The organism is Butyrivibrio sp. FC2001 (genome assembly GCF_000424125.1).
Taxonomy (GTDB): domain Bacteria; phylum Bacillota; class Clostridia; order Lachnospirales; family Lachnospiraceae; genus Butyrivibrio.
Genome location: NZ_AUJH01000025.1, coordinates 13,269 through 33,018 on the forward strand (window position 1 = coordinate 13,269; position 19,750 = coordinate 33,018).

13 protein-coding genes are annotated in these 19,750 nt (G+C 44.9%); 5 read left to right on the forward strand and 8 right to left on the reverse strand.

Annotated elements, in window-relative coordinates; translation table 11 throughout:
- Positions 1–102 precede the first annotated feature (102 nt).
- Together G601_RS0111965 and G601_RS0111970 are read right to left on the reverse strand one after the other, a co-directional pair.
- Positions 103–3,654 carry a DNA polymerase III subunit alpha gene (locus G601_RS0111965; RefSeq protein ID WP_026665506.1) on the reverse strand — a complete coding sequence of 1,184 codons (3,552 nt, stop codon included), beginning with the start codon at positions 3,652–3,654 and terminating at the stop codon, positions 103–105.
- An 84-nt stretch (positions 3,655–3,738) separates the two neighbouring features.
- The gene (locus G601_RS0111970; protein WP_026665507.1) at positions 3,739–5,475 is read right to left on the reverse strand and encodes an ABC transporter ATP-binding protein; all 1,737 of its coding nucleotides are present in this window, start codon (positions 5,473–5,475) and stop codon (positions 3,739–3,741) included.
- A 475-nt stretch (positions 5,476–5,950) separates the two neighbouring features.
- On the opposite strand from G601_RS0111970, the gene G601_RS0111975 reads away from it, so the two are divergent.
- Positions 5,951–6,253, forward strand: a complete 303-nt coding sequence (locus tag G601_RS0111975) for a hypothetical protein (RefSeq protein WP_026665508.1) — start codon at positions 5,951–5,953, stop codon at positions 6,251–6,253.
- 158 nt (positions 6,254–6,411) lie between these two features.
- Here the strand turns inward: G601_RS0111975 and G601_RS23065 are convergent, their stop codons facing one another.
- The 6 genes from G601_RS23065 to G601_RS0112005 form a co-directional block, all read right to left on the reverse strand.
- Complete coding sequence (locus tag G601_RS23065) at positions 6,412–7,368, reverse strand: prephenate dehydratase (protein WP_051205800.1); 957 nt, start codon at positions 7,366–7,368, stop codon at positions 6,412–6,414.
- A 15-nt stretch (positions 7,369–7,383) separates the two neighbouring features.
- Positions 7,384–10,953 carry a transcription-repair coupling factor gene (gene mfd / locus G601_RS0111985; RefSeq protein WP_026665509.1) on the reverse strand — a complete coding sequence of 1,190 codons (3,570 nt, stop codon included), beginning with the start codon at positions 10,951–10,953 and terminating at the stop codon, positions 7,384–7,386.
- A gap of 68 nt (positions 10,954–11,021) precedes the next feature.
- A complete protein-coding gene (gene pth, locus G601_RS0111990) occupies positions 11,022–11,606 on the reverse strand; it encodes an aminoacyl-tRNA hydrolase (protein ID WP_026665510.1) in 585 nt (194 codons plus the stop codon).
- Between the two features lie 140 nt (positions 11,607–11,746).
- On the reverse strand, positions 11,747–12,067 hold the full coding sequence (spoVG, locus tag G601_RS0111995; RefSeq protein ID WP_026491506.1) for a septation regulator SpoVG: 321 nt from the start codon (positions 12,065–12,067) through the stop codon (positions 11,747–11,749).
- A 37-nt stretch (positions 12,068–12,104) separates the two neighbouring features.
- The gene (gene glgD, locus G601_RS0112000; protein ID WP_026491507.1) at positions 12,105–13,223 is read right to left on the reverse strand and encodes a glucose-1-phosphate adenylyltransferase subunit GlgD; all 1,119 of its coding nucleotides are present in this window, start codon (positions 13,221–13,223) and stop codon (positions 12,105–12,107) included.
- Positions 13,223–14,494, reverse strand: coding sequence for a glucose-1-phosphate adenylyltransferase (locus G601_RS0112005; protein WP_026491508.1), 1,272 nt, complete (start codon positions 14,492–14,494; stop codon positions 13,223–13,225). Before G601_RS0112005 ends, glgD begins: the two co-directional genes overlap by 1 nt.
- Positions 14,495–14,756: 262 nt before the next feature.
- Between G601_RS0112005 and murC the strand changes: the two genes are divergently transcribed.
- The 4 genes from murC (at position 14,757) to G601_RS0112030 (ending at position 19,712) form a co-directional block, all read left to right on the forward strand.
- Entirely contained in the window at positions 14,757–16,142 is a 1,386-nt protein-coding gene (gene murC, locus G601_RS0112010) for a UDP-N-acetylmuramate--L-alanine ligase (protein WP_026665511.1), read from the forward strand.
- 301 nt (positions 16,143–16,443) lie between these two features.
- A complete protein-coding gene (locus tag G601_RS0112020; protein ID WP_026491510.1) occupies positions 16,444–17,469 on the forward strand; it encodes a DnaD domain protein in 1,026 nt (341 codons plus the stop codon).
- A gap of 62 nt (positions 17,470–17,531) precedes the next feature.
- Positions 17,532–18,500 carry an ATP-binding protein gene (locus G601_RS0112025; protein ID WP_026665512.1) on the forward strand — a complete coding sequence of 323 codons (969 nt, stop codon included), beginning with the start codon at positions 17,532–17,534 and terminating at the stop codon, positions 18,498–18,500.
- A gap of 12 nt (positions 18,501–18,512) precedes the next feature.
- The gene (locus G601_RS0112030; RefSeq protein ID WP_026491512.1) at positions 18,513–19,712 is read left to right on the forward strand and encodes a ribose-phosphate pyrophosphokinase; all 1,200 of its coding nucleotides are present in this window, start codon (positions 18,513–18,515) and stop codon (positions 19,710–19,712) included.
- Positions 19,713–19,750: the final 38 nt, after the last annotated feature.

Genomic DNA, 19,750 nt, shown 5'->3' on the forward strand with positions numbered 1-19,750 from the left:
ATTAATGGATGTTTTCGTCTGCGTCGTGATTTACTAAAACTGCTAAATTATTCGAATATTTATGCAGATAGCAAAAACATTCAAGGAATAATGGGGAATAGCTTATACTACCCTAATGTTGTCGGATCCGAATTTGTTGGCGAGGAGGGCGAGGGTGTCGTCGTTTGCTTTTACTTTCAAGGAGGGTGAGAGCTTTTTCATCTGCTTTGTATCCTTAAGGAATACACTCACCTGATCACGAGCTCCAGGACCTGTTACTGTAGAAAGCAGGGTTTCCTCGAGGAGTTTAGCATTTTGCTCATATGCTTCCTTATTATCAAACTGCACCCAGAGGGTTCTCGGTACTTCGTCGAAGAGCTGGATTTTGGAAGCAATGAGTTTGGCGTCCTTGTCCTCTTCGGCGTTTACGCGGCCCTGGATGAATACCTTGGCGTCGTCGTTTAGTCTTCCCACGTTGGACTCGTAGGTCTTGGGGAATACGATGACCTCTATGCTTCCAACAAGGTCCTCAAGGGTGATGAAGGCCATAAGCTGGTCGGTCTTGGTGTACTTGGTCTTTTTGTCGGAGATGATTCCACCGACAGTGACTGTGGAATTATCCTCAACCGTTGCTTCGCCTGTCTCCTCATCGAGATAGAAATCCGTGGTTTTTGCGGTTATGTGCTTTTTCCAGAGTCCCTCGTACTCCTCGAGAGGATGCCCTGATACATATACATCCAGAACCTCTTTTTCAAATTCGAGAAGCATGTCCTTGGGGTACTCGCCCACATCGGGAAGCTTTATCTCGAACTGTTCCTTCACCTCCTGAGGTGCAAAGTCGAACAATGACATCTGTCCTGCGACGCTGTTCTTATTCTTGTCATGGAGCTGATCCATCACTTTTCCGTAGACGCACATCATCTGCTTTCTTGTGCCGCCAAGGCTGTCGAGAGCTCCTGCCTTGATAAAGTTCTCCACGGCTCTCTTGTTGATGTCGCCGTAGGGCTCCATTCTTGTAAGGAAGTCGTTGAGATTCCTGAATTTTCCTCCCAGCTCTCTTTCCTCTACAACGGATTCGATGACAGGGCGTCCTACTCCTTTAATAGAAGTCAGGGCATAGCGTATAGCTTTTCCTGCGGTTCTGTCATCTGCTACCGGTTTTGAGCCGTCAGCACTAGCTATTTCTGTAGGCTTTGCAATTCTTGCTACTGAGAAGCCTGAAAAGCCCTCATTGATATCAGGGGGCATGATCTCAATTCCCATATTTCGACAGGTCATTATATAGGAAGAAACCTTTCCCTGATTGTCTATGACTGAGGTCATAAGCGCAGCCATAAACTCAACGGGATAGTAATATTTAAGCCATGCCGTCTGCATTGAGACAACCGCATAGCAGGCAGCGTGTGATTTGTTAAAGGCGTACTTTGCAAAGTCCATCATGGAATCGTAGATTCTGTTAGCCACATCAGGGGCTACTCCGATGGCCTTACATCCGGGAACGCCTTCCGCCTCGTTACCATTAACGAAGTTCTCTCGCTCGACCTCCATGACATGCTGCTTCTTCTTACTCATGGCACGTCTTACTTCGTCAGCTCGTCCAAGTGTGTAGCCACCCATCTGCTGAACTATCTGCATAACCTGCTCCTGATAGACGATACAGCCGTAGGTAGGCGCAAGTATTGATTCAAGCTGCGGTGCCTCGTAGGTTATGTTCTGCGCGTCCTTTTTTCCTGAAATATACTTAGGAATAAAGTCCATGGGCCCCGGACGATACAGGGAAATTCCTGCGATGATATCCTCCAGGGACTGGGGCTTAAGCTCCTTCATGAAGGACTGCATGCCCGCACTTTCCAGCTGGAACACACCCTCCGCATGACCGCTTCCAATCGCAGCAAGCACCTGAGGATCATCGTAGTTGATCTTATCCATGTCTATGTAATTGGGGTCTCCGGGCTTTGCTCCGATGGATTCATTTGCAAATCTCGCAGCATCCTTAATTACAGTAAGGGTACGAAGGCCAAGGAAATCCATTTTCAAAAGTCCCAGCTCTTCAATAGTGGTCATGGTGAACTGGGTTGTGAGGTTACCTTCCGCCGACCTTGAAAGAGGAACCAGATCCTCCGCGGGCTTCTGGCAGATAACCACGCCGGCAGCGTGGATTGATGTGTGCCTCGGAAGTCCCTCAAGCTTTTTACACATATCTATCAGATGCTTAACCTGAGGATCCGAATCATACATTCCGCGAAGCTCAGGGTTCATATCCAGCGCCTTGGACAGCGTTATATTAAGCTCATTAGGTATCATCTTGGCGAGGTTGTCGCCGTAGCTGTAGGGAAGATCCAATACTCTCGCCACATCCCTGATAACTCCCTTAGCCTGCAATGTTCCGAAGGTTATGATCTGAACAACCTTATCGGCACCGTATTTCCTGGTAACGTAGTCGATGACTTCCTGTCTTCTCTCGTACTCGAAGTCCACGTCTATATCGGGCATGGATACACGTTCCGGATTAAGGAATCGCTCAAAGAGAAGATCATACTTAACAGGATCTATGTTTGTAATATGAGTGCAGTATGAAACTACGGAGCCTGCTGCCGAGCCACGTCCAGGGCCCACCGCAATTCCGTTTTCCCTACAGAAATTTATATAATCCCAAACTATGAGGAAATAATCCACATAGCCCATTCTTTTAATAACAGAGAGCTCGTAATCAAGCTGCTTCTTGATGGTTCCGTCATCCTCGGGATAGCGTTCCTTCAGACCATCGTCACAGAGCTTGTTAAGATATGTCCATGAGTCATACCCCTCCGGCACATCGAAGTGAGGGAGCTTGGTAACGCCGAACTCAATCTCGACATTACATCTGTCAGCAATCTTCTGTGTATTCTCAATAGCCTCCTGAGCATACGGGAAAAGAAGTCGCATCTCATCTTCGCTCTTAACGTAGTACTGACCGCCCTCATAGCGCATTCTGTCTTCATCTGAGACCTTCTTACCGGTCTGGATACAAAGAAGAAGATCGTGGGGCTCAGCATCCTCCGCATAGGTGTAGTGACAGTCATTTGTCGCAACCAGCGGAATATCAAGCTCCTTGGATAGTGTAAGGAGGGCAGAGTTCACCCTTGCCTGCTCCGGAATTCCGTGGTCCTGCATCTCAAGGAAAAAGTTGCCGTGCCCGAAAATGTCGTCATATCTTTTGGCTGCTGCCCTTGCTTCATCAAGGTCTCCCTTGGTTATCGCCTTCGGAACTTCACCTGCAAGACAGGCAGAAAGGCAGATTATTCCCTCATGAAATTCCTGTAAAAGCTCAAGGTCAACACGGGGCTTGTAGTAATAGCCTTCCGTAAATCCGCGGCTGACGATGTGGGACAGATTCTCATATCCCTTATTATTTTCCGCAAGAAGAACCAGGTGATAATATCTATTCTCATTAACCCCGGCTTCCTTCTCAAAGCGTGATCCCGGCGCAACATAAACCTCGCAGCCAAGGATGGGCTTTATGCCTTCCTTCTTAGCCAGCTTATAAAAATCAATAACTCCGTACATGACGCCGTGGTCAGTAATAGCGCCGGCTGTCTGTCCGAGTTCCTTTATTCTCTTTACATAGTCAGCAACCTTGTTGGACCCGTCCAGCAGGGAATATCCCGTATGGACATGTAAATGTGCAAATGACATGTATGTTACCTCGTTAGTAGTAAAGTCCCGCTCAACGGAACCAAGTATTACACTAAGCCTGAAAAGACCCGGCTAAACAATTACTTAAACCGTACCTACCTGCATACGATAGTACTTAGCGTAGATTCCGTTCTTTTCAAGTAGCTGCTTATGATTACCGGTCTCCTTAATTCCATCGGAATCAAGAACGATAATCTCATCAGCATTCCTGATAGTAGATAGTCTGTGAGCAATTGTTATCGTCGTTCTGCCAACTGCAAGTCTGTCCAGACTCTCCTGAATATATCTCTCTGATTCATTATCCAGGGCACTGGTGGCCTCATCAAGAATCAGTACCGGCGGATTTTTAAGGAATACTCTTGCTATAGCAATGCGCTGCTTCTGGCCTCCGGAAAGCCTTGCTCCACGCTCACCTACCAGAGTATCGTAACCATTTGGAAGTGAAGAAATAAAGTCATCCATGTCTGCCTTCTTCGCCGCTTCCCTGATTTCTTCAAAGCTTGCTCCCTGTCTGCCATAGGCGATGTTCTCCCTAATGGTTCCATTAAAAAGATACACCTCTTGCTGTACGATACCAATGACACCTCTTAAAGATTTCTGGGTAAGGCTTCTTACGTCCTTACCATCGATTTTCACAGAGCCCCTGGTGACATCGTAGAATCTTGGAAGCAAGCTGCAAAGTGTGGATTTTCCTCCGCCTGAAGGACCGACTATAGCAACCTTTTTTCCTGCATCAACATGAAGGCTGATGTGATCAAGAACCCTCTCCTCTTCGTCATCATAGGCAAAGGATACGTTCTCATAATCAACATCTCCCTTGCATTCCTTAAGCTCTTCAGCATCCGGGGCATCCTCTATCTCAGGCACAACATCCATGACCTCCCGGAATCTCTGGAATCCCGCAGCACCCTTCTGAAGCTGCTCCGTAAATTCAATAAGCACGTTAACAGGTGCAATAAATACATTAATATAAAGTGCATAGACTGCAAGATCCTCAACCGATAGGGTTCCCTTAGCAATAAAGAAACCGCCCGACACGATCACTGCAATGTACATAAGTCCTTCAAAGAAATTGTTGCCTGACTGGAACAGCGCCATTGTCAGGTAATTCGCCTTCTTGGATTCAAGAAAAGCATCGTTACTCTTATCAAACTTAGCCTTCTCAATGTCCTCTCCGGTAAAGGATTTCACAACTCTGATTCCACCAAGCGTATCCTGAAGTGATGAATTGATTCCCGCAATCTTTTTCCTGTTATCGAAAAAGGTTCTGCGCATGACTCCGTTCTGCCTGAATGAAAAGATGGCCATACATGCCACAACTGCTGCCAGTATCAGCGTCATCTGAACATTCATAGTCATGAGGATCAAAAATGATCCAACAAGCTTCACAACAGAAATAAATATATTTTCCGGTCCGTGATGCGCAAGCTCTGATATATCAAACAAGTCTGAAACAAGCTTGCTCATCATCTCGCCTGTATTGTTTTTATCATAATATGAAAAAGAGAATCTCTCAAACTGCTCAAAGAGATCACTTCTCATTCCCGACTCCATGCGGGCTCCCATCATATGTCCCTGATAGGTCACATAGTGCTTGCACAGCGCTCTGACTGTATACATTATAAAAAGTACAATCGCAAGCTTACCTATACCTGCAATTATTTTCTCCGGGCTCTCCAGGAAAAGTGTCTCCCTGAGAACTCTAAGTAGCTGCGGAAATACAAGATCTATAATTGACAATATCGATGCCGCCAAAAGGTCGAGCAAAAACACCCCAATGTAGGGTTTGTAATAAAGTATAAATTTTTTCAATAAGTCCATATCAAGCCTCCAAGTTGTATCATACCCTATACTATATTTTTAGTCACTTACTTTCATCGGATTATAACAATTCAAAAGGAAATATATGAATCTTTTAATGAATTTGGTACCCTTTTACCGCTTATTTTTTAGGCATCTGAAAACTAAAAGGAAATATATAATGATTTCTAGCGATTTGGTACCCATAATATCCCAAAGCATGGGTACCAAACCGATAAAAACGCGCTAACATTTCCAAGCAGTCATAAAAAAGCTTAAAATAACGCCATAAAGGGGTACCAAATCTCAAAAGATGCCCTCTCATTTCCATACACACGACTGATTCCATAGTGGGCAGATGTAAACTCCCCATACAGCAGTACGACTACAATGTTATGACATAGTGGTTTTTTGTTTATCAATAGTCTAAAATATAAAGAGAATACTTAAGATATTTAGAATTATATTTCTGTAGTTTTCTTTGAGGGAGGTCGCCATGTATATTGCAATGCACTGTATCAATGCTACCAATGATTTACAGGATGAGATATGCAAGTTCTACGGAGTTCATTACGACAACAGATATAAATCCTGCGTCATTTCAACGGATCACCAGCACCACGACTTTGTAATGTCGATGACTGAGGAGGATTACAAGGCCTTTTATCAGCAGATGCTCTCTGCTCTTGCAAGTGATGGCGGGCACATTATTTCCATTGAAAATGCAAATGTTTTCAGATGCCGCAAGAACGAGATCCGTCACGGCGAAAATCAGAAATGCACCGTTAAAAGGCTTTAAAAGTATGACAGGCTTCACTCAGCCTGAAAGTACCAGGATATAAACTCTACTAAAAATGCTGCCGCTTTTCTTCAAGCGACAGCATTCTTTATGTCTATTCTTTATATCTATTCTTATTTTCTGTTCTTAATTTCTGATTCCAGAATTTTCTTAAATAATCACTCCAGATTCTCAACGAAGTTACCAAATATCCTGATATCGCTGACCGTACACATCAGCGCCTCGATCACGCGGTTCATGCCTTCAACAGTAAGGTCTCCCGTGAACTCTGCAAAAAACATGTACTGCCACTTCTCCTCAGGAATAGGACGTGATTCCAGCCTTACAAGGTTAAGCCCGTAAATTCTGAAAACCGTAAGGGCTTCGTGAAGTGCTCCGGCCTTATGCTCAGTTCTGAAGCTGATGCAGATCTTGTCTCTTCCGGGTCTGAGCTCCATCATTGGCGATACCACCACGAATCTTGTGGTGTTACTTCTATTAGTATTAATGCCCTCTTTTATTATCTTAAGCCCGTAGATCTCAGCGGCTCTTGATGAGCAGATGGCAGCCTTACTCTTATCACCAAGCTCGGAAACCATGCGTGCACTTCCCGCGGTGTCTGCCTGAGGGACCCTCACCCAATCGCGATGCTCATTTAAAAACTGCTCGCACTGGAATATTCCCTGCTCATGTGAGAAAACTGTCTTGATATCAGACATATCCGCATCCGGAAGAACCATCAGGTTGTGCTTTACTCTTACGGTTGTCTCGCCCACCATATAGCACTCATATTGAGCAAGAAGATCATACACCTGGCGGATTGCACCTGTGGATGAGTTCTCAATAGGAAGAACCGCATAGTCTGCCGCTCCGCTTTTAATGGCTTCGAAGGTGTCCTCAAAATGAACAAGGCCTTCACTGTTAACGCCTTTTCCAAAAAAAGAAATAGCCGCCATCTCGCTGTAGGCTCCGGGCTCTCCCTGATAAACAACCTTAGGATTCTCTATGGGTTCTCTTACATTTCTAAGAGCACTATCCAAGGGCTCGCAGGCACCCTGACTCTCACCAAGCTTTCGCTCAACGCGCTCGCGAAGCTGGGTTATGTATTTTTCATTTATGATCTGTATCTCGTCCATGTTGTCTCCACTTAATTAGTTATCTGCAAGAACTTCCATCTTATCAACAATCTCTTCCACATCCTTAAGGAGCTGTCTTTCCGCCTGAAGCGTATTGTTATCCTTAACATATTTATACAAAAACAGCGGATATGAAGCCGGTCTGAAGTTGATCTTTCCTTCGCAGGCATCTATGAAAACCGGAATATTCTCCGCCTTCAGTCTGGCGTTGTTGTTCATCTTGATTGCAACCTCGCCGTTTCCGCCCTTTATCTCAAGGATATAAAGCTTGTGCGCTTTTTCTCTTAAGAGTGATATTCTTATAAGATTGTCCACCGACTCAGGGATATCTCCGAAGCGGTCTCTAAGCTCATCTCTCATATCATCGCGGTCGCCCTCATTCTCGATTCCGGCAATTCGCTTATAGATCTCAAGCTTCTGCTCCTCGTTAACAATATAATCGCTTGGAATGAATGCGTCTACATCAATATCCACGCTTGTTGAAAAATCTTCCAGAAGAGCATCCTGCTCCTCACCCTTCTTCCTTCGAACTGCTTCACCAAGCATCTTGCAGTAGAGGTCATATCCTACTGAAGCCATGTGTCCTGACTGGCTCTTTCCAAGGAGGTTACCTGCACCTCTGATCTCAAGGTCTCTCATGGCAATCTTAAAGCCGGAGCCTAAGTCCGTGAACTCACGAATCGCGGAGAGTCTTTTTTCAGCAACTTCCCTCAGCATCTTATTTCTCTTGTACATAAGAAAAGCGTAGGCTGTTCTGTTGGATCTTCCGACACGTCCTCTTAACTGATAAAGCTGTGAAAGTCCCATCTTATCAGAATCGTGGATGATCATCGTGTTGGCATTTGATATATCAAGTCCGGTCTCAATGATGGTGGTAGATACCAGTACATTGATCTCGCCGTCTATGAAGTCGTACATTATTCGCTCAAGCTCAGATTCCTTCATCTGGCCGTGGGCAAAGGATACGTTCACCTCAGGCACCAGCTTCTGGATTCTTGCAGCCACATCGGCGATGTCATTAACCCTGTTATAAACATAGTAAACCTGACCGCCTCTTGCCACCTCTCTGGAAATCGCCTTGCGGACCATCTCATCATTGTACTCGCAGACGAAGGTCTGGATGGGCTGTCTGTCCATGGGCGCTTCCTCAAGAACGCTCATGTCCCTTATTCCAACCAGTGACATGTGAAGGGTTCTGGGAATAGGCGTTGCGGACAGTGTCAAAACATCCACATTTTCCTTAAGCTTCTTTATCTTCTCCTTGTGGGTTACGCCAAATCTCTGCTCCTCATCCACCACAAGAAGTCCCAAGTCCTTATACACAACATCCTTGGACAAAAGTCTGTGGGTTCCGATGACCACATCAACAAGACCCTTTTTCAGATCCTCGACTGTCTTCTTCTGCTCGGAAGCTGTGCGGAATCTGGACATCATATCAACCCTCACGGGGAAGTCCTTCATTCTCTCAGTGAAGGTGTTATAATGCTGCTGCGCAAGGATGGTTGTGGGAACCAGAATAGCAACCTGTTTTCCATCCTGAACCGCCTTGAAGGCAGCACGTATAGCCACCTCGGTTTTACCAAATCCAACGTCACCGCAGATAAGTCTGTCCATGATCCTGGAGGATTCCATGTCACCTTTAGTGTCCGATATAGCGACCAGCTGATCCTCTGTCTCATCAAAAGGAAATGCGTCCTCAAACTCCTGCTGCCACACAGTATCACGGCTAAACTGATAGCCGTTGCTGTTCTGCCTTTTGGCATAGAGCTCCACAAGGTCGTCCGCGATCTCCTCAACCGCTGTCCTTACCTTGTTCTTAGTTCTCTTCCAGTCGCCGGTTCCAAGCTTATTAAGCTTCGGCTTTCTGGCCTTGCCGTCAGCCCCTGCATCTCCGCTTGCATACTTCTGAATGACGTTAAGTCCCGTCGCAAGAACGTAGAGATTACCGCCATCTGCGTAGCTGATCTTTATATAATCCCTGACAACATGGTCAGTTTCAATCTTCTCGATTCCCTTGTAGATTCCAAGTCCGTGGTCCTCGTGGACAACATAGTCACCCACAGTGAGGTCCGAAAATCCTGAAATCTTTTCTCCGCTGTACTTTGACTTGGAGCTCTTTCTCTTTTTCTTTTTATGCTCAGTGAAAATATCACTCTCTGAGATAACCGCGAATTTTAAATCAGTGTACTCAAAGCCCTTAAGGATTCTTCCGTAATAGGTCATTATCTCCCCGGGCTGCAGCTCTCTCATGGGATTCTCACTATAAAAAGCTGTTACGTTCTGGTCTCGCAAATCCTCTACAATTCGCTTGGCTCTCGTTCTGGATCCCGACAATATCAGAACCTTGTAACCATTTTTCACAAAGCCCTTGAGGTCATGGACCAGAGATTCAAAGCTGTTGTTGTAGGGCGAGATACTTCTCGCATGAACCTCCACATGAAGCTCCGGCTCAAACTTGTTAAGTCCCGCAGGTGCCTGAAGTGCAGATACCATGACTCGCCTTGTGCTCTGCATTCTGGCGATACACTCTTCAGCTGAGTACAGAAGATCCATCTGGGAAGGCAGGGCATATCCATTCTCTGATCTGTGGATCATGCTCTCCCTAAACTCTGTCTCAACCGCAGATGCGTGCTCTAATACATGAAGCGGTTCATCTATGAAAATGCAGGATTTTCCTGCAGGGAAAAGCTCTAAGAAGGTCACCGTCTTATCATAGAAATATCTGATATAGCTCTCTAAGTTGACCTCCAGCTCAAGCTCTGTGAGCTCTTCCTTAAGTTCCTCGAAGGAAGTCTTTATCCTGTGGGCAGCCTCTGTCTTAAACTCGTCGCGGAGCTTTTGATAGACAAGCTTCGTCTCGCTCTCCATCTTCTTTAAGCCCTGCTTTTTCTCATCATCCGTAAGGATAATCTCGGCTGCGGGATAGATCTCGATGGACTCCAGCTTATCGATCGAGCGCTGGGTCATAATGTCGAAGCTTCTGATGTTCTCAACCTCGTCGCCCCAAAGCTCTATTCTGTAGGGGTTCTCCTCAGTCAAATCGAAGACATCGATGATGTCACCTCTTACGGAAAACTCTCCCGGAGCACCGACCTGATACACTCTGGAATAACCGATCTTTGTGAGAGTCTTTGCTATCTCCCTCTCATTGACGGGCTTTCTCTTGTCAATTTTCAGGATGTTATCCCTGATGACATCTATCGGAATCTGAGGTGTCATAAGACTTGAGAAGGTGGTGACAACTGTAACGGGACGTCCCTCAATAAGGCGTCTCAAGCATCGGATTCTCTCCCTTACGATTTCATTGGAGTGGATATCCGCCTGGTAAAAGATCAAATCCTTTGCAGGGTAAACCGTCACATTGCGGTCGTAGAATCTGTAATCCTCCACAATCTCCTTAACCCTGATATCGCTGTAGGTTACGATGATGCGGTACTTAAAGTCCTGCGCCAGCCCTCCTATAAAATGAAGTTTCTGAGAATCCATGCATCCTGAAACCTCCGCACAGGCAAAAGGCTTTTCAAGATATTTATTCAGTTTTTGGAAAGCCTCCAGTTCCTGAAGAGGCGCTTCTATTGCTCTCATATTACCCTCATCCGTCTTCTGTGTAGACACCTTCTCCCAACGGAGAAGGCATTTAGTTTCATCCTATCTCATTTGTTTTCTTCGGGCTTATATCCATTCCACTTGTTCATGGCGGCATTCACGTCGTTTTCCATGATTATATTTATCGCATCTGCAGCATGCTCCATGGCATCCATGACAAGTGCAGTATCCTCTTTATCAAAATGTCCAAGAACCCAGTCTGCAAGATCAATTCTCGGCGGCTTTTTGCCAACACCAACTCTTACTCTCGCAAACTGATCGTGACCAAGCTCTGCGATGATGCTCTTAAGGCCGTTGTGTCCGCCGGCACTTCCGCCGGGACGAACCCTGATTCTTCCTGGATCAAGCTCTATATCATCGGAGATAACAATAAGCTCCGTCTTAGTATCGATCTTAAAATAATCAGCCACAGGTCTGATGGATTCACCGCTAAGGTTCATGTAGGTGAGGGGCTTTAATAGGATCACCTTTTCATTACCGATCCTTCCCTTTCCATACATTCCCTTGAACTTCATCTCAGTCAGATCTATGTCATACTTTTCAGATAATAAATCTATTACACCAAAGCCAACGTTATGTCTTGTGGCATTATATTTCTTCTCGGGATTGCCGAGTCCTGCTATTAAATACATATTACCCTCATCCGTCTGCTTCGCAGACACCTTCTCCCTAAAGGGCGAAGGCTTTCTTTCTTAATAAAATAATAGGGAATGACGCCCAAAACGCCACTCCCCATATAATCTCATAAAATCATTCTGAATACAATTTTATATCAAAACAAACTTCCAACTCCTGTCGGTGCAGGCTCTTCAGCTACAGGTCTTGAATCGATAACTTCATCTGAAGCCTCGTCATAGGCCTTAAGAATTGTGTCCTGAAGTAACCTTCTGGTGTCGGAGTTGATAGGATGTGCAATATCGCGATACTCTCCATCAACTGATTTCTTGCTGGGCATTGCAATGAAAAGCCCCTTGTCGCCCTCAATAACCTTGATGTCATGAACTACGAATTCATTATCAAGTGTGATTGAAACGATTGCACGCATTTTGCCCTGCTTTGCTACTTTTCTGACACGAACATCTGTAATATTCATCCTGTTTGTCCCCCTTTTAGAAATGTCTTATGAATACTTAGATTACATACCTCTCATTATTTTCTACTACTATTTTGATGTCATTCTCTCCCTTGTAATAGGAGTTTGCCTGAATGGTACCATGACTCTCCACGATGCAATTCTCAATGTGAGTGTTGTCTCCAATGTAAACGTCATTCAGGATGATTGAATTCTTGATGTAGCAGTTATTACCAATGAATGCTCCCTTGAAAATAACTGAATCCTCAACCATACCATTTATGATGCATCCGCTTGAGATAAGGCTGTTTGAAACCTTAACTCCCACATTGTATTTTGCCGGCGGAAGGTCAACTACCTTGGTATAAACACCGGGATACTCGTTGAAGAAGTAGTTCCTTACTTCCGGTTTAAGGAAGTCCATGTTGGTGCGGAAGTAATCCTCAACTGAAGCGATGTTATTCCAATATGTCTTCAGCTTATAACCATAGATTCTCTTCATATCCTTGTATCTCACGAGGATATCCCTAACGAAGTCGAATCTCTCTTCTGTCTGTGCTTTCTCGATCAGCTCTATGAGCTGGCGGCGTCTGATAACGTAGATACCGCAGGAAACCGTGTTGGATCTTGCCACAACGGGCTTCTCCTCAAACTCCTCGATACGGCTCTCCTCATTCATGCGGAGTGTTCCGAATCTCTCAGCATCGATATCTGCTGCAACGTCCTTGCAAACCACTGTGATATCTGCCTGCTTTTCGATGTGATACTCGAGAAGCTTGTTATAATCCATCTTGTATACGCAGTCACCTGATGTGATAACCACATAGGGCTCATGACAGCTCTTCAAAAAGCTGAGGTTCTGCGCAATAGCATCGGCTGTTCCTCTGTACCAGAGATTTCCGTTAGCCTTTGCTGCAGGAGTGAATACATAAAGACCACCCTGCTTACGTCCGAAGTCCCACCACTTGGATGATGAAAGGTGGGTATTAAGGCTTCCTGCATTATACTGCGTGAAAACCGCCACCGTCTGAATGTGGGAGTTCGTCATGTTACTAAGTGCAAAATCAATACTTCTGTAAAAACCGGCAATGGGCATAGCGCAAACGGCTCTGTTTTTAGAAAGCTCGTGCATGCGGTTACTGCCGCCTCCGGCAAGAATAATTCCAATCGCTCTCACTACCTATCACCTGCCTTATCTAATGTTCTTCCGCTACCCAGTACTCTGTCAGGATAGTCTGCTTCGGTAGTTACACCGGAGATCATTGTGTTCTTTCCAACGGATACGCCGTCAGGCACAACTGATTTTTCTCCGATAGTTACGATTCCGTCTCTATAAATTCCGGGCTTGGTCTCGTTCTGAACTTCGTCACCCTCGCCAAGCTTTACATTATTGCCGACCTTTACATTCTCGGCTATAACTGCCTTTTCAATATTACAGTTCTCACCGATCTCGGTTCCGTTCATGATGATTGAGTGGCTTACTACTGTGCCCTTACCAATCTTAACTCCGCATCCGATAACGGAATTATGAACCTCTCCGTAAATCTCAGAACCTTCACCGATAATACTTCTGGAAGTAGAACTCTCAGGTCCTAAGTACTGCGGAGGCTGAACCTCGTTCCTTGTGTAGATCTTCCAATACTCCTCGTAAAGGTTGAACTCAGGAACAATATCAATGAGCTCCATGTTAGCTTCCCAATAAGATGTAAGTGTTCCTACATCCTTCCAGTAGCCGTCAAACTCGTATGCATAAAGGGACTGTCCCTTCTCCTTGCAGTAAGGAATGATATGCTTACCAAAATCGAGACCTGGCTGATCCTGATTAGTGATGAGCGCTTCCTTAAGAGCTTCCCATGAGAAGATATAGATACCCATGGATGCAAGGTTGGAACGCGGCTTCTCGGGTTTCTCCTCGAAGTCCACAATTTTCCTGTCCTCATCGGTAATCATGATTCCGAATCTGCTCGCCTCCTCGATCGGCACGGGCATAACTGCGATAGTTACATCAGCTCCGTTCGCCTTGTGGAAATCAAGCATTGTCTCGTAATCCATCTTGTAAATATGGTCACCGGAAAGAATGAGCACATAGTCAGGATGATAATTCTCCATATACTCTAAGTTCTGGAAAATAGCATTCGCTGTTCCGGTATACCACTCACTGTTTGCACTCTTTTCATAAGGAGGCAAAATGGATACACCACCGATATTACGGTCAAGATCCCACGGAATACCGATTCCGATATGCGAATTAAGACGCAGCGGTCTGTACTGAGTAAGTACACCCACTGTATCTACTCCTGAATTGATACAGTTACTCAATGGAAAGTCAATGATGCGGTATTTACCGCCAAATGAAACTGCCGGTTTTGCCATCTTTGCGGTCAGAACGCCCAGTCTGCTACCTTGCCCACCGGCCAGCAACATGGCAATCATCTCTTTTTTTATCATGTTAAGACCTCGTTGTCATCTAAATTTAGTATCCGGTGTATTTTATTAATGGTAGATTTTAATTCCCCCCAAATAAATCACCACTTAGAGTATATCACATTAAAAAATTAAAGGAAACTTATTAACAAAAAAAATCCGCTATTTTTCTATCTTTTTGATACCTTTTTTTAATTTTGACATGATTAATACGAAGTAGTAGAATTTCGGAAAAGAGCAAAATTAGTTTTTTCGCACATTTAATAAGAAAATCAGGAGGGACATCGTGTATCAGATTAGCTTTGATAATCCCATAAGTGTATATTTTATCGGCATCGGCGGCATCTCCATGAGCGGTCTTGCGCTGGTGCTTGCAGACAGAGGCTTTAAGGTAACAGGCTCCGACCGTTCAGAATCAGACGCTACCGCTGAACTTGTAAAGGCAGGCATCAGGGTTCACTTCGGTCAGAAGGCTGAAAATATCGATCCCGCTAATAAGCCCGATCTTGTAGTTTACACCGCCGCAGTTCATCCGGATAACCCGGAATTTGCTGCAGCAAAGGAGCTTGGAATTCCAATGCTCACAAGAGCTGAGCTCTTAGGTCAGATAATGCAGCACTACTATCTTCCTGTTAACGTTGCGGGAACTCACGGTAAGACCACAACCACTGCAATGGTTTCCAAGATAATGATCGAGGGTAAGCTTGATCCCACCGTTTCAATCGGCGGCTTTTTAAAGGACATCGACGGCAACATCAGGATTGGTGATTCCAAATATTTCGTTACAGAGGCCTGCGAGTATACAAACAGCTTCCTTAGCTTTTTCCCGGGAGTCGGCATCATTCTTAATATCGACGCCGATCACCTTGACTTCTTCAAGGACCTCGACGACATCAGAAGATCCTTTAGAAAATTTGCCGAGCTCATTCCTGAAAACGGAACACTTGTAATAAACGGCGAAATCCCGAATCTCTCCGAGATCACAGATGGTCTTTCCTGCAACATAAAGACCTACGGTTTTTCAGATGAATTCGACTATTATCCTACTGATATCAGCTATGACGCTTTTGGTAACGCTTCGTTCCATATTAATAGAAGGAACGGAAATGGTTTTGATATTTCCTTAAAGGTTCCGGGCAAGCACAACATCGGCAATGCCATAGCTGCCGCTGCAACAGCAGATGTGTTTGAGGTTCCGGACGCTGAGATTGCTGCCGGATTATCCTCCTTTACAGGAACAGGCAGACGCTTTGAGTACAGAGGAACCGTTGACGGACTTACCATTATTGATGACTATGCTCATCATCCCACAGAGATCGCTGCAACACTGAGCGCTGCCAAGAACTATCCTCATAAAACTCTCTGGGTAGTTTTCCAGCCTCACACCTTCACAAGGACCAAGGCACTTATGGATGAGTTTGCAAACGCTCTTCTTCCTGCAGATAAACTGATAATTGCTGATATTTATGCAGCAAGAGAGACCGATAACTTAGGCATCAGCTCCAGGACTCTTAAGGAAAAAATCGAGTCCCTGGGACATGAATGTTATTACTTCCCATCCTTTGACGAAATAGAAAAATTTCTTTTGCAAAATTGCACTAAGGATGACATGTTGATAACCATGGGGGCAGGCGATATTGTAAATATCGCAAATGACCTTTTAGGAAGGTAATTGTCCACCCTATCCACTTACATCTTGCACAATTTAATCAAAATTTCATGTGGATAACTTCCGCTGACCGCACCCTCGAAACTAAATGTGCTGTCAGCGGTTTTCTTTACATTTTCCGTAAAAATAGTCCACGTTATCCACATTGTCCACAAAGGACCGGGATGGTCCAAGCCCAGTGTGGCTCTGCATTTTTATCGTCATTTTTCCCATTTGCACAAAGCTTTCTTTTGTGTATAATTCAAGTCGTGTTAAAGAGAATTAAAGAGAAAAATATGAAAAAAGTGGGTGAAGAAATCACATGATGGGGCGAGTTACAATTAATCACAATTCAATGATGTCAACGACATCACTTTCCAATATCTTTATTGATGAATATCTTGAAGATGCTAATGATGCTCAGATAAAGGTTTACCTTTATCTGCTTCGCATGATGTGCGCAGGCACGGCTACCAGCGTCGCTGACCTTGCAGATAAGTTCAATTATACGGAGAAGGACGTTCAGCGCGCCCTCTCCTACTGGGAGGAGCAAGGACTCATCGGGCTTGAGCTCGATGCTGCAGGTCAGCTGATTGGTATCCACATGCAGGATATACTTCCTAAGAGAGCCGCTAAGGTTACATCTCTTCGTTCTGTACGTATGACGCAGGAGGAGCCTCAGCCTAAGTATTCAGTTGTTAAGAAGCCTAAGAAGAAAGTGGATCACAAGGAGAATCCGCAGATGCTTTTCGTAGCTGAGCAGTACTTCGGTCGCACTCTTAATCCCGGCGAGATCAAGACTATCTACTATATTCAGGATGAGCTTGAGTTCTCAGAGGATCTTCTGGACTACCTTCTCCAGCACTGTGCAAGCAATGGCAAGAAGGACTTCGATTACGTCCGCAAGGTTGCAATGAACTGGCACGAGAAAGGAATTACAACTACAGCAGAGGCAAGCCGCGAGAATGCAGCAGGCAAAGCAGCTTATCAGATCATGAAGGAGCTTGGAATGCAGAACGCTCCTACTCCTGCTGAGCTTCAGTTCTTTGATCGTTGGCAGAATGATTACGGTTTTTCACTTGTTATCATCACAGAGGCATGCCGCAGAACAGTACTTCAGACTCAGGTTAAGCGCCTTCAGTACTGCGACGGTATCCTCAGAAGCTGGTACAAGGGCGGAGTTAAGACTGTTGCTGATATCAATAAACTTGATTCAGATTTCGGCAAGGAGACAGCCAAAAAAGAAACAGCCAAGAAGGCAGATAATATAAGAACTAACAATCGTTTTCATCAGTTTAGACAAAACGACTACGATCTTTCTAGTCTGGAACAGCAGTTACTGGACAATTAAGATATGTGTTCCCCCCGCGGCGATCAAATCCGTGAGGGGAGCACAGGGAGGGGAACATCGCTATGGCATTAACAAACACTCAGTATGATGAAATCATGCACGATTACGAGAGACTTCGTACTCTCAAGAGAAGTGAGCTTACCAAGCGAATCAGGTATGTTGAGCAACATGTTCCTGGCTACCTTGATCTCGAACAGGAGACAGGAAAAAGAAGCGCAGCCTTCGGGCGTCGCCTCTTAAACGGGGAGAAGTTGGACAAATCCGAGCTTCACAGACAGCTGGCAGAGGTTTCAGAACGAAAGCTCAGCCTTCTTCGTGAAGCCGGGCTTGCCGACGATTATCTTGAAATGCAGTACGAGTGTCCTTTTTGTAAGGATACCGGCTATGTTGGCAACGAAAAATGCGCATGCTTTAAACAGAGAATAATTGAGCGCCTCTATGCCCAGTCCAATATCAACAAGCTGGCAGAAGAGGCTAATTTTAGTATTTTATCCGAAGATTACTACGAGGGAGAGGATCTGGACCGTTTTCGCGGTGCAGTCAGAACTTCGAAAGAATTTATTAAGAATTTTGAAAGTTTATACCCAAACCTCCTCTTTTATGGTACAGTTGGTACTGGTAAATCATTCCTTTCCATTTGTATTGCTAAGGAAATCCTTGAAAAAGGGCATTCCGTGCTGTATTTCAGCGCTGCTTCCCTCTTTTCACTGATCCAGACCAATACTTATGATTTCAAAAAATCAGAGGAGCTGAGGTCACTTTATGACGACCTTTACAATACAGAACTTCTCATAATTGATGACCTGGGGACTGAGCATGTTTCTAATACATCGATTCCTCAGCTTTTTACATGCATTAATGAGAGACTGAACAGGAATAAATCTACCATTATCACAACCAATTTTTCTTTGGACGACATCAAGTCCATGTATTCAGAGCGCGTATCCTCCCGAATCGCCAGCTCATATCATCTTTGCAAGCTGACGGGCAAGGATATCCGCATTATGAAAAAGGTCCAGAATAGAAAGTGAGGAATTTTGGCAATGCCAAGAAGAGAAGAAAAACGTAACCTTGAAACTATCCCTGTTGGATCATTGGGAATCATTCCCCTTAAGGGATGCGAGTCACTTGGTGAAAAGGTAGACTACTACCTCGTAAAGTGGCGTCAGGAACGCGAGAACGAACACAAGGGCAGCCTTGCATTTACAGGCTATGAACGTCCCTCCTACCTTTTGAAGGCTGAGGTTCCGAGATTCGGAAGCGGTGAAGCCAAGGGTGTGATCAAGCAGTCTGTAAGAGGTGACGATCTCTACCTCATGGTTGACGTTTGTAACCACTCTCTTACTTATTCACTTTTCGGAAAAGAAAATCACATGTCTCCTGATGATCACTATCAGGATCTTAAGAGAATAATCGCGGCTGTAGGTGGTAAGGCCAGAAGAATCACAGTTATCATGCCTTTCCTTTATGAGAGCCGTCAGCATAAGCGTACTTCCAGAGAATCTCTTGACTGCGCAATCGCACTTCAGGAGCTCGTAGGAATGGGCGTTGACAACATCATCACATTTGATGCTCACGATCCCAGAGTACAGAATGCTATTCCTTTAAGCGGATTTGAAACCGTTCGTACTACTTACCAGTTCATAAAAGCACTTCTTAAAAATATAAATGACCTTCAGATCGATTCAGACCACATGATGGTTATTTCCCCTGATGAAGGCGGAATGGGCCGTGCAATCTATCTTGCAAGCGTTATGGGTCTCGACGTTGGAATGTTCTACAAGCGCCGTGACTACACTCAGGTTGTCGATGGAAGAAATCCTATCGTATCTCATGAGTTCCTCGGAACTTCAGTTGAGGGCAAGGACGTTATCATCGTAGACGATATGATCTCCTCAGGTGAGAGTATCTTCGACGTTGCAAGAGCTCTTAAGCAGAGAAAGGCAGCAAGAATCTTTGCATTCTCTACATTCGGACTCTTCACAAACGGTCTTGATAAATTTGATAAGGCTCATGAGGAAGGCCTCATCGACAGAGTACTCACAACTAACCTTATTTATCAGACACCCGAGCTTCTCTCCCGTGACTGGTACATCAGCTGTGATATGAGTAAGTACATCGCTTACCTCATCGATACTCTTAACCACGACGCTTCTATCAGCGATCTTCTTAATCCTGTTGAGCGTATTAACAGCATCATCGCAAGATATAAAAACGGCGAGCTTGAGAAAGATCCTCAGTAATAATATTAGATAATAAAAAACAACAAAAATATAACCAC